The following is an 11,588-nucleotide window of genomic DNA, read 5'->3' as shown; positions in this document are numbered from 1 at the left end:
TCATCGAAGAAACAAAGGACTTCGCTTACTTCCGCGTCGAGCCTGGTCGCCCAATAACGATCCATGATTTGCAGAAAATGAAGGACGACGGATTCCGACTCGTGCATGTCGAGACGCGAGTTAATGGTGGAAACATACAAAGTTGGGCGGTGTGTGAGAAAGTTTCGCCGTCGTAAATAATGATCAGCAACAAACCACAAAGCCCGCCTAGTGCGGGCTTTTTTTATTGCATGGGACCACGCGATGACCACCAATCCAGACCGACTGGCGCTGGACCGGGCTACCGTGCGCCGCGTCGATCAGGACGGACGGCTGCACATCGAGATCAGCCCGATCAGCAAGGCCAACGTGTGCCCGTACTACGGCCGCGAGATCCCCAACAGTGAGGCGCTGGGGTTGCAACCGGACCGCGTCTACCAACTGCTGCGCGACCCGGTCGAGTTGGCCAAGGCCGCGCCGAGCTTCAACAACATCCAGCTGCTCTACGTGCACACGCCCGTCAGCGCGGCGGACCCCAAAAAGGAGGTCGTGGTCGGCTGCACCGGCAGCGATGCCACCTTCACCCCACCCTACCTGACCAACTCCCTTTGCATCTGGGATGCGTCAGCGATCGCCGGCATCGAGACCGGCGAGCAGAGAGAGCTGTCGTCGTCGTATCGCTACGTCGCCGACATGACCCCCGGCGAGTTCGACGGCGTGCCTTACGACGGCCGCATGACCGAGATCGTCGGGAATCACGTCGCCCTGGTCGAGATCGGGCGCGCAGGTGCCGACGTTGCCGTCGGCGATTCACTACCCACGGAGTTCACTTCCATGAAGAAGAGCAACCGGGCCGTCGCCATGCGCGCGGCCGCCGGTGCCTACCTGCGGCCGATCCTGGCTCAGGATGGCGCCATCCCCCAGCTGAAAGCCATCGTCAAGGGCAACAAGAAGCCCGAGTTCGTCGCGATGGACATCAAGTCGGTGTTCAAGGACGCCGAGATCGACACCGCCAAGCTCACCGCCGTGCTGAAGCTCGCCGCCGACGAGGCCGACGAGGATAAGGACGACGACCAGGCGGGCGACGAGGACGAGACCGAGGAAGAAAAGAAGGCTCGCGAGGCCAAGGAAAAAGCCAAGGACAAGGCGAAGGACGAAGGCAAGGAGGACAAGAAGGCTGACGACGACGAAGACGAGGAAAAGGCCAAGAAGGACAGCAAGGCTGCCAATGACGCCGCCATCGCTGCGGCTCGCAAGGGCGGCCGTGATGACGCGCTGCGCGAGTTCCAGGCCATCCGCCAGGCCGAGGAAGCCGTCCGTCCGCTGGTGGGCGCCGTGGCCGCCATGGACAGCGCCGAGGCCGTCTACCGCTTCGCCCTGGACCAGGCTGGCGTCGAGCACAAGGACATCCACGTCTCCGCGCTGCCGGCGCTGGTCAAGCTCGCCACCGAGCGCAAGGCCGCCACGCCGACGCCGCGCGTCGCCATGGATGCCGCGGCGTCAGCGGACTTCGCCGCGCGCTTCCCCACCGCCACCAAGATCGAGAGGGCCTGACCCATGCCGTTCCAGACCGCAGTCCACACCGATCCGAACCCCGCTGTCGCGGGTGATTTCGCGTCGGCCAACCCCAACGCCAGCGTTCTCGCCGGCCCGGGCACCTTCGTCGCCGGCACCGGCGGCTGCAACGTCGGCGTGTTCGGCTGGGTCGATGCCAATGGCCTGGTGACCAACGCCGGCAGCGGCGCGCCCACCGGCTTCGTCCATCGCGACATGCAGGCGCTGATCACCACGTGGCTGGCCTCGGCGTCCATGAACATCCCGGCCGGCCAGCCGGTCACGCTGATGTCCGCCGGCGACTTCTGGGCGCAAACGCTGACCACCGCCACGGTCGGCCAGAAGGTATTCGCCGGCAACACCGACGGCACCATCAAGACCGGCGCCGCGGGCGCGACCATCGCCGGCTATACCGAGACCAAATGGTTCGTCGGTTCCGCCGCCGCCGCCAACGATCTGATCAAGATCACCACCTGGAACTAACGACCATGCCGATCAACATCCATCAGGAAGTCCGCGAGCTGCGCGCCCGCGGCATCGAACTGGGCGATTTCCGGGGCTACGTGCCGCGCGAGCTCGCCCACGACATCAACCTGGCCATGGACGCCCAGCCCGGGCTGATCACGGTCAGCAACGCCGGCATCCCGGCGTTCCTCGCCAACTACCTGGATCCGGAAGTGATCCGCGTGCTGGTGTCGCCGATGAAGGCCGTCGAGATCATCGGCGAGGCGAAGAAGGGCGATTGGACGACCCTGACCTCGCAGTTCCAGGTGGTCGAGTCCACCGGCGAGGTGTCCAGCTACGGCGACTACAGCAACAACGGCCAGAGTTCGGCGAACATCAACTGGGTGCCGCGCCAGAGCTACCACTTCCAGACGGTCACCCGCTGGGGTGAGCGCGAGATGGAGATCGCGGGCGAGGCGAAGATCGATTTCGCCCAGAACCTCAACATCGCCTCGGCGCTGACCATCAACAAGGCGGCGAACAAGATCGCGTTCTTCGGCGTGGCCGGCCTGCAGAACTACGGCCTCCTGAACGATCCGTCGCTGCCGGCCGGCATCACCCCGGCAGCGACCGGCACCGGCAGTGGCACCATCTGGTCGACCAAGGATGGCGCGGCTATCTACGGCGACATCCAGCTGCTCTACCAGCAGGTGGTGAGCCAGCTCAAGGGCCAGCTCGAGCGCGACGCGAAGATGACGCTGGCGCTCTCCCCCGAGAGCGAGGTCAACCTCACCAAGACCAACCAGTACAACGTCAACGTGTACGACCAGCTGAAGAAGAACTTCCCGAACCTGCGGGTGGTCTCGGCGGTGGAGTACTCGGCGGCCGGTACGGGCAGCACCGAACTGATGCAGCTGATCGTGGACGAGATCGACGGCCAGAAGACGGCCTTCGTCGGCTTCACCGAGAAGATGCGCGCCCACCCGGTGTTCGTGGACCTCTCCAGCTACAAGCAGAAGAAGTCCGCCGGTTCGTGGGGTTCGATCATCCGCCGGCCCGTGGCCATCGGCTCGATGTACGGCATCTGACGCAAAGCGCCAGCACCACCCCAGAGCCCGCGCAAGCGGGTTTTTTTGTGCCCGCCGCAAGGCGGGCCATTCTTTCAAGGAACGCACTCATGGCAACCATTACCGTTGGCTGCAAGCTTCCGCACGGCCTGATCATCCGCACCGGCGGCAAGTCCATCACCCTCGCCGGCGCCAACAGCTCCCGCATCGTGGGCGGCTATGGCCTGACTCAGGTCGACAAGGAGTTTTTCGACGCCTGGTCGACCGAATATGCCCAGTTCGGGCCGCTCAAGCACGGCTTGATCTTTGCCCAGGACAAGGCCAACGCGGCCGAATCGCGGGCGAAGGAGCAGGCCGAGATCAAGACCGGCCTGGAGCCGCTGGATCTCGCCAAGCCCGCGGCCGGCGTCAGCGCCGAGGCGTACGAAGGCAAGACCGAAGAGACCGACTGATGACCACCGGCGTCGTGGTGTTCGATCCGGCAGCCTTCCTCGTTCGCTACCCGGAGTTCGCCAGCGTCAGCGCGCCGCTGCTGCAGGCGTACTTTGACGAAGCGGCGATGGTCTACCTGGACAACACCGAGGCCAGTCGTGTTCAGCAGATCGAGCAGCGGTCCGTGCTGCTCAACATGCTGGTCGCCCATATCGCGGCGATCAATGCCGGCGTGAACGGGCAGGCGGCCTCGCCGCTGGTGGGCCGCATCGCCACCGCGACTGAAGGGTCGGTGACGGTCGCGACCGCCATGGATGGCGTGCCCGGCACGGCCGCCTGGTTCATGCAGACCAAGTACGGCGCCAGCTACTGGCAAGCCACTGCGGCCTACCGGACGATGCAGTACGTACCCGGCTCCTCACGGCCCGGCGGCTACCGCGGCGGCTCTGGCTGGGACCAGCAATGAAGATCGGCCTGTCCGGTGGCGAGGGTCTGCGCGCCAAGCTCGAGGAGGTCCGCCAGAAGGTCGGCAAGGGCGAGTTGCTGCGCCTGGGTTTCCTGGAGAACGCCACCTACCCCGATGGCACACCGGTGGCCTACATCGCCGCGATCAACGAATACGGCAATCCGGCGAACAACCAGCCGCCGCGCCCGTTCTTCCGTCGCATGATCGCGGAGAAGTCGCCGGGGTGGGGCGCCAGCATGGCCAAGGTGCTCAAGGCGGCCGACTGCAACCTTGACGTGGCCTTCGGGCGCATGGGGGAGGGCATTCGCGGCCAGCTTCAGGCCTCCATCCGCCAGCTGGACGCGCCGGCCCTTGCGGCCGCCACGATCGCCGCCAAGGGCTTCGAAAAGCCGCTGGTGGATACCGGCCACATGCTCAACAGCGTTGACTACGACATCCAGAAGGCGGGCGGCGCATGAATCTTCATGGGATCGCCGCCGGCGCCGTCGGCACGGTCAACCCGTTTATCAGCGCCCAGGTGTTCCCGTCCACCGGCTACACGACGGCACCCGACGGCTCGCGCGTGCCGGGCTACGCCGCGCCGGTGACTGTGGCGATCCAGAAACAGGAGATGAGCTTCAAGGACCTGCAGCACGTCGATGGGCTCAACCTGCAGGGCATCTTCTGCAGCGTGTACCTGGCGGGCGCGATCTACGGTGTCGACCGGGGCACGGCCAGGGGCGGCGACAAGTTTGTGTTCGCCGGCCAGACCTGGCTGGTGGTGGCGGTGCCGGAGCAGTGGCCGGACTGGTGTCGCGTCATCCTCTGCCTGCAGGTGACCCCATGACGGCGACCATCAGCATCACCGAATCGGCCCTGCTGACGGCCCTGCGCGCCTTCCTGCTGGGCATTGTCGCCGGCGAGGTCATCAGGGCCCAGGGCAACCGCGCAGCAATGCCCGTGGGCGACTTCTGCACGATGACGCCATTGTTCGTGACGGGCCTGTCGACCAACCGCGTCACCTACACCGATCCGGGCAGCAACCCCGGCACCGGCAACAACGGCCGCTCCAGCCGCTGGGATTGCCAGCTCGACTTTTACGGCCCGAGCGCGGCGGACCACGCGGCCACGGTCGCGACCCTGATCCGCACCGACTACGCCTGCGAGCAGTTCGCCGCCTCGGGCGTGGACATGCAGCCGTTGTATGCCGGCGAGCCCAAGCAGACCACGCTGATCAACGCCGAGCAGCAGTTCGAGAACCGCTGGACGGTCGAGTTTTCGGCCCAGTTCAACCCGGTGGTTTCCACCCCGCAGGACTTCGCTGCAGCGCTGACGGTCGCCCCGGCCAGCGTCGACGCACGCTTTCCCACCTGACCGGCTTCCGGTCGCCCTGACGCGCCGCCTGCGGGCGGCTTTTTCGTTTGCCTTCGGAGCACTACGACATGACCATCCCGGCTTCCTACACCGTCCAGGTGGTGCCTGGCGTTCTTTCCGCCGCAGGGAGCGCCGTGGCGCTCAACGGCCTGATTCTCACCCAGAGCCCCTACGTGCCCATCGGCACGGTGCAGGCCTTCGCCAGCGCGGCCAGCGTCGGCGCCTTCTTCGGCCTGACCGGCCCGGAGTACGAGGCGGCACAGATCTACTTCCAGGGTCCGAACAATGCCCAGGCCCTGCCTGGCACGCTGCTGTTCGCCCAGTACAACCCCTCGGCGGTGGCCGCCTACCTGCGCGGCGCGGCGCTGACGCTGACGCTGGCGCAACTGCAGGCGGTGTCCGGCACGCTGACGGTTTCGGTGAACGGTACGCCGGCCACCTCGAGCAGCATCAACCTCACCTCGGCCACCAGCTTTTCCGATGCCGCCTCCAAGATCCAGGCGGCCTTCACCTCGCCCAACTTCGCGGTGAGCTGGGACGCGCAGCACAATGCGTTCGTGTTGACCGCGACTACGACCGGCGCGGCCTCCACCATCGCCTTTGCCACCGGCACGCTGGCCGTTTCGCTGGCACTGGCCTCCGGCACCGGGGCCGTGCTGTCGCGGGGTGCCGATGCGGCGACGCCCGGCACTTTCCTGCCCGGCGTACTGCAGGTCTCGCAGAACTGGGCCGCCTTCACCACGACCTGGGAGCCGAGTACCGCCGACAAGACCGCCTTTTCGGCGTGGACTGCCCTGCAGGCCAACCGCTACGCCTACGTCGGCTATGACTCCGACGTCAACGCCAAGGTCATCGGCAGCACCACGACCTGGGGCTATGCGGTGCAGCAGGCGCAGGACAGCGGCACGGTGTGCATTTTCGGCGACCTCACCCACGCGGCCTTCGTGCTGGGCGTCATCGCCTCGATCAACTTCACCCAGCCCAACGGCCGCATCACGCTGGACTTCCAGTCGCAGAGCGGCCTGATCCCGAGCGTGACCAACGTCACCGACGCGCAGGCGCTGGTCGCCAACGGCTACAACTACTACGGCGCCAACGCCAACGCCTCCAGCAACTGGAACTGGTTCGCCAACGGCAGCATTTCGGGCCAGTACAAGTGGATCGACTCCTACGTCAACCAGATCTGGCTCAACGCCAACCTGCAGGGCGCGCTGGTCAACCTGCTGCTGTCGGCCGGCTCGATTCCGTACAACGCCCAGGGCTACGCGATGGTCGATGCGGCCATCCAGGATCCGGTCAATGCGGCCGTGGCCTTCGGCGCCATCCGCCCCGGTGTCGCCCTCTCGCAGAGCCAGATCGCCCAACTCAAGGCGACCATCGGCGCCGACGTGTCCAACGTCATCTACGCCAAGGGCTGGTACCTGCAGATCGTGCCGGCGACCGCCGCCCAGCGCATCGGCCGCACCAGTCCGGCGGCAACGCTTTGGTACGCCGACGGCGGTGCGATCCAGCAGATCACTCTTTCCTCGATCGAAGTCCAGTAACGGAGCCGCTCCCATGCAGACCATCACCGCAGCCAACTCCGTTTTCGCCCTGGCGATCACGGGCCTGTATCCCTCGCCGCAGATCCTTCATGGCTACGCCGCCGACGACTGCTTCTCCACCGAAGACGTCGAGATCGTCGAGACCGTCATGGGTGTGGATGGCCACCTCTCCGGTGGCTTCATCTTCAACCCGACGAAGCAGGTCATCGTTCTGATGCCGGACAGCGACTCGCTGGAGATCTTCAACAACTGGGCGCTCGCCATGAAGGCCACCCAGGAGGTGCTGATCGCCAACGCCACCGTCAGCCTGCCTGCCATCGGGAAGAAGTACGTGGCGACTCGGGGCTTCCTGACCAAGTACAAGCCGATCCCTGACGTGAAAAAGGTCCTGCAGCCGGTTCGGTACGAGATCACTTGGAACACCATTGTCGGAGCGCCGCTGTAATGGCGCGCAAGACGCTGCAGGTCGCCATCACGGACGAGGGTCGCGACAAGGGCAAGGTGTTCCTGATCCAAGAGATGGCCGCCAGCCAGGCCGAGCGCTGGGCGGTGCGCGCCTTCCTCGCGCTGTCCCGCCACGGCGTGGAACTGCCCGAGGGCCTGGCCGAGGCGGGGATGGCCGGCATGGCCAGCTACGGCCTGTCGCTGGTCGGTCGCCTACCGTTCGAGGAGGCGCAGGTGCTCATGGACGAGATGTTCCGCTGCGTGTCGATCGTGCCCAACCCGGCCAACCCGGCGATCACCCGCGGCCTGGTCGAGGACGACATCGAGGAAGTGCCGACCCGTCTGAAGCTGCGCCTGGAGGTGTTCAAGCTCCACACGGATTTTTTGAAGGCCGCCGCGCAATCGACGTCGGACCCCGCGTAGGCGGCCCGGCCAACGGACTGGCCGAGTACTTAAATCTCCCGCGCACGATCGGCACCGTCGTCTCCTCCCGACACGCCACGCTGCACGAGCTCGACACCGTGTACGGCCTGGAAGACCTCTGGTGCCTGCTCGAGATCATCACCGTCGACGCGCACAACACCCAGCTGATGAACGCCGCCCAGGACTGACCCATGGCCACCGTGATCGACGCCCTCGTCATGACCCTGGGGCTGGATACCGCCAGCTTCGACAAGGGCCACAAGCGCGCCTCGGAGGGCCTGGAGGCGTTCCGCAAGAAATCCGATGCCGCCGCCAAGCAGGTGGCCGAGGGCGGCAAGCGCATGGCCGAGGGCTTCTCCGCGGTGCGCAACCAGCTCCTGGGCTTACTGGCCGCCTTCGGTGCGGCGACCACGCTCAAGGACTTCATCGCCTCGAACGTGGACGGCCAGGCGGCGCTCTCGCGCCTGTCGCGGAACCTCGGCATCAGCACGCGCGAGCTCGAGGCCTGGGGCACGGTCGCCAAGGAGATGGGCGGGCAGGCGCAGGACGCATTCGGTGTGCTCAACACGCTGGCGGCCGGCATCGCGGAGGCGCAGCTGCGCGGGCACTCGGGCCTGACCGACGCCGCGCGCCTGTTCGGGATCGACCTGACGGGCGTGAAGACGGCGGAGGACGCGCTGCTTCGCATCTCCGACCGGCTGAGCAAAATGCCGCGCCAGATGGCGCTGGTGGCGGCCAACCAGCTCGGCGTAGGCGGTATGTTCAACCCAGTGATGCAGGGGTCCGAGGCCTTGCAGCAGCAGCTGGCCGAAGCGTCGCGCATGTCGCGCGTCACCGACGAGAGCGCCAAGGCGGCCGAGCGGCTGCAGAAGCAGTGGGCGTTGATCCAGCTGCGTTTCAAGGGCGCGAGCGAACTGGCCTTCGACAAGCTCTCGCCGGTGTTGGAGCGCCTGGCTACGCGCTTTGCTGACTGGCTCGATGCGGTCGACTGGGATGCGGTCGCCCGGAAGATCGAGAAGCTCGCGGACGAGGTCGTCGACGTCGTGAAGGCGTTCGGCGGCTGGAAGGCGGTCGCCATCGCCCTGGGCGGCATTCTGGCGCTCAAGGTGCTCTCGCCGGTGCTGGGTCTGATCGGAGGCCTGGGGCGACTCCTCCCGCTGCTGGCGAGCACCACCGCCGGCTTGTGGGCGATGGCGGCGGCCGGCGCGGCCGCGGCCGGCTACGGCATCGGGACCCTGATCCACAAGCAGATCGAGGGCACGAAGGCCGACGACGCGATCGGCTACAGCGTGGCGCTGGTCAAGTCCTACTTCGGCGACCAGGAGGCCACGAAGGCCATCCTGCGCAACGAGTACGGCGTCGGCGACCATGTCAGCAACCAGCGGGTGAAGGACCTGGCGGCCCTGGATCGCGCGCGCCAGTCGCGCGGGCGGCGCAACAACAACCCGGGCAACCTGAATTTCGTGGGCCAGGCTGGCGCGCACCTGGAGTCCGGGCCGAACGCGCGGTTCGCCGCCTTCGACAGCCTGCAGGAGGGCATCGCCGCGCTGGTGCGCCAGCTCGCCCTGTACGCCTCCCGCGGGATCGACACCATCAGCGGCATCGTGCGCAAATACGCGCCGTCCGCCGACGGCAACAACGTGGCCGCCTATATCGCCTCGTTGGCCCGGGCCACGGGCAAGGGCGCGAACGAGCACCTGGACCTGTCCAACCTCGACACTCTGATTCCGCTGGTGAGGGGCATCGCGCGGCATGAGGGCAACGGCACGCTGAGCACCGACGACATCCTGGGCGGCATCCGCCTGGGCGCGCGCCAGCAGGCGCCGGGGCGCACGGCACTGGCCTCGCGCACCAGCACGTCGGAGACCCATATCGGCTCGATCACGGTGAACACCCGGGCGACCGACGCGCAAGGCATCGCGCGGGATCTGCGCGGGGCGCTGCAGAACAACAGCCTGGTCGCGCTGGCCGACACCGGAGTGGACTGATGAACGTCACCACGCTGCTGGCCGGTCTCGCCGAGCTGGGCGACCTGACCGGCGTCGACATCCTCAACCCCGCCGCCAGCGATTGGATGGTACTGGCCGGCGACGGGTCGAAGGTCATCGTGCCGGACACGGTGCCGCGGTTCGAGTTCCGCGGCGACTACCGGGTCAGCAATTACCCAGTGGAGCAGGGCGCCTTCGCCAGCTACAACAAGGTCGCCGAGCCCTTCGAGATCCGCATGACGATGGTGTGCGGCGGATTGAACTTCGTGCAATCGGCCACCGCGGCTCTCGGGCTCACCCTCGGGCAGCAATACATGCAGAAAGGCGACTTCCTGAGCACGCTTGACTACATGCTCAGCTCCACGGACCTCTTCACCGTGGTGACGCCGGACATTACCTACAAGAGCCTCACGCTCGACCACTACGACTACCGGCGCGAGGCCACCGGCGGGGCGACCATGCTCACCGTCGAGGCCTGGTTCAAGCAGGTGCGCGAGGCCACGCCCGCGCAGTACGGCAACCCGAAGTCGCCCTCGGCGGCCACGCCGGTCAACAGCGGCACCGTGCAGGCCACCACCTTCCCGCTGGGCACGTTCCCAGCCCCGACCGGACCCTTTGCATCATGATGCTGATCCCGCTTCAGCCGGTGCCGTCGCAGAACCTGACGGTCTCGCTGGCCAGCCAGTCGTGCCAGATCGCGGTATACCAGAAGACCACGGGCCTCTACCTGGACCTGTCCCTGGCGCAGCGGCCCATCGTGTCGTGCGTGCTCTGCCGCAACCGCGTGCTGCTGGTGCGCCAGGCCTACCTGGGCTTCGTCGGCGACCTGGCCTTCGTGGACACCCAGGGCAGCGCCGACCCGGTCTACAGCGGCCTTGGCACGCGCTTCCTGCTGGCTTACCTGCTCCCGGGCGAGGCAGGGGGCGCGCTGTGAGCTTCATCCAGCGCGACCTGCTCATCCGCATCCAATTGGATGGCTCGACCTTCGACAACGGCGCGTCGAGCGTGGAACTGCGGGGGTTGCGATGCGAAGCCATGATCCAGAACGCCGGCGGCGCCTATGGCACCTTCGCGCGGCTGATGCAGCTACGCATCGCCGGCATGCTGCCAGCGGACCTCGCGAAGCTATCGACGCTGGGGTTCTCGCAGGGCTTCGGCTACAAGAAGAACAGCGTGCAGGTGTTTGCGGTCGACGCCGAGATCGGCCAGGCGCTCGTGTTCGATGGGTCGATCTACGACGGATCGATCAACTACAACGCCATGCCTGACGTGATGATCGACATCTTCGCGAGTACGGCCTACGACGTCCAACTCACCTCGGCGGCAGGCGCCAGCTACAAAGGCACCTTGGATGTGGCCACCATGCTTTCGGCCCTGGCGGCGCAGGCCGGATACGCGTTCGACAACAGTGCTGGCGTGACGGCGAAGCTCAACAACCATGCTGCACCGGGTTCGCTCAAGGACCAGATCGCCGACATTTGCGCCTCCTCCGGCGTGTTCTACGACATCAAACCTGGACATCCGAACACCCTCGTCATCTGGCAGCGCGGCAAAACCCGCGACGCGCAGGTAATCGAGGTCTCGGCCGCTACCGGCATGGTCGGCTATCCGCAGTACACGATGAATGGCGTGATCGTCCGCACGCTGTTCAATCCGCAGATCGAGTTCGGGCGCAAGGTCAACGTGGTCACTTCCATCCCTAACTTCGGAGCCAACGCGCAGCGCGCCGCAGTGGGCTTCTCGCCTCAGCCGGGCACGGTGCCTGGATCGCCGGGCGTGTACTACGTCTGGACGGTCACGCACGAGCTGTCCGCCAACCTTCCCAACGGGCCTTGGTTCACCACGGCCACCATCGGAGATAGCGGCATTGTCGGCATCTGACGCACTGAACGGC

At 66.4% G+C, this 11,588-nt stretch carries 15 protein-coding genes; all 15 read left to right on the top strand.

Going from position 1 to position 11,588, the window contains the following annotated elements; translation table 11 throughout:
* The first annotated feature begins 243 nt into the window (after positions 1–243).
* Complete coding sequence (locus VGU03_RS10900; RefSeq protein ID WP_327480435.1) at positions 244–1,533, top strand: DUF2213 domain-containing protein; 1,290 nt, start codon at positions 244–246, stop codon at positions 1,531–1,533.
* A gap of 3 nt (positions 1,534–1,536) precedes the next feature.
* Positions 1,537–2,016 (top strand): structural cement protein Gp24, encoded by a 480-nt coding sequence (locus tag VGU03_RS10895; protein ID WP_327480433.1) that lies wholly within the window; start codon positions 1,537–1,539, stop codon positions 2,014–2,016.
* 5 nt (positions 2,017–2,021) lie between these two features.
* Positions 2,022–3,065, top strand: coding sequence for a major capsid family protein (locus tag VGU03_RS10890; RefSeq protein ID WP_327480431.1), 1,044 nt, complete (start codon positions 2,022–2,024; stop codon positions 3,063–3,065).
* Between the two features lie 89 nt (positions 3,066–3,154).
* Positions 3,155–3,496 carry a hypothetical protein gene (locus VGU03_RS10885; protein WP_327480429.1) on the top strand — a complete coding sequence of 114 codons (342 nt, stop codon included), beginning with the start codon at positions 3,155–3,157 and terminating at the stop codon, positions 3,494–3,496.
* Positions 3,496–3,942 (top strand): DUF4054 domain-containing protein, encoded by a 447-nt coding sequence (locus VGU03_RS10880; RefSeq protein WP_327480427.1) that lies wholly within the window; start codon positions 3,496–3,498, stop codon positions 3,940–3,942. The genes VGU03_RS10885 and VGU03_RS10880 overlap by 1 nt, the downstream gene beginning before the upstream one ends.
* Positions 3,939–4,400 (top strand): hypothetical protein, encoded by a 462-nt coding sequence (locus VGU03_RS10875; protein ID WP_327480425.1) that lies wholly within the window; start codon positions 3,939–3,941, stop codon positions 4,398–4,400. The genes VGU03_RS10880 and VGU03_RS10875 overlap by 4 nt, the downstream gene beginning before the upstream one ends.
* Positions 4,397–4,768, top strand: coding sequence for a hypothetical protein (locus VGU03_RS10870; protein WP_327480423.1), 372 nt, complete (start codon positions 4,397–4,399; stop codon positions 4,766–4,768). Before VGU03_RS10875 ends, VGU03_RS10870 begins: the two co-directional genes overlap by 4 nt.
* A complete protein-coding gene (locus tag VGU03_RS10865) occupies positions 4,765–5,295 on the top strand; it encodes a phage neck terminator protein (protein WP_327480421.1) in 531 nt (176 codons plus the stop codon). The genes VGU03_RS10870 and VGU03_RS10865 overlap by 4 nt, the downstream gene beginning before the upstream one ends.
* A gap of 68 nt (positions 5,296–5,363) precedes the next feature.
* Positions 5,364–6,839 (top strand): DUF3383 domain-containing protein, encoded by a 1,476-nt coding sequence (locus VGU03_RS10860; protein WP_327480419.1) that lies wholly within the window; start codon positions 5,364–5,366, stop codon positions 6,837–6,839.
* A gap of 13 nt (positions 6,840–6,852) precedes the next feature.
* Entirely contained in the window at positions 6,853–7,284 is a 432-nt protein-coding gene (locus tag VGU03_RS10855; RefSeq protein ID WP_327480417.1) for a phage tail fiber protein, read from the top strand.
* A complete protein-coding gene (locus VGU03_RS10850; protein ID WP_327480415.1) occupies positions 7,284–7,706 on the top strand; it encodes a hypothetical protein in 423 nt (140 codons plus the stop codon). Before VGU03_RS10855 ends, VGU03_RS10850 begins: the two co-directional genes overlap by 1 nt.
* A 191-nt stretch (positions 7,707–7,897) precedes the next feature.
* The gene (locus VGU03_RS10845) at positions 7,898–9,694 is read left to right on the top strand and encodes a hypothetical protein (protein ID WP_327480413.1); all 1,797 of its coding nucleotides are present in this window, start codon (positions 7,898–7,900) and stop codon (positions 9,692–9,694) included.
* On the top strand, positions 9,694–10,320 hold the full coding sequence (locus VGU03_RS10840) for a phage baseplate protein (RefSeq protein WP_327480411.1): 627 nt from the start codon (positions 9,694–9,696) through the stop codon (positions 10,318–10,320). Before VGU03_RS10845 ends, VGU03_RS10840 begins: the two co-directional genes overlap by 1 nt.
* A complete protein-coding gene (locus VGU03_RS10835) occupies positions 10,317–10,628 on the top strand; it encodes a hypothetical protein (RefSeq protein ID WP_327480409.1) in 312 nt (103 codons plus the stop codon). The genes VGU03_RS10840 and VGU03_RS10835 overlap by 4 nt, the downstream gene beginning before the upstream one ends.
* Positions 10,625–11,575 (top strand): baseplate hub protein, encoded by a 951-nt coding sequence (locus tag VGU03_RS10830; RefSeq protein WP_327480407.1) that lies wholly within the window; start codon positions 10,625–10,627, stop codon positions 11,573–11,575. The genes VGU03_RS10835 and VGU03_RS10830 overlap by 4 nt, the downstream gene beginning before the upstream one ends.
* Positions 11,576–11,588: the final 13 nt, after the last annotated feature.

Source organism: Frateuria sp. (assembly GCF_035944355.1).
In the GTDB taxonomy this organism is placed as follows: Bacteria; Pseudomonadota; Gammaproteobacteria; order Xanthomonadales; family Rhodanobacteraceae; genus Frateuria_A.
The sequence above is the reverse complement of the archived record's forward strand: the minus strand, read 5'-3'. Positions and strand labels throughout refer to the sequence as shown.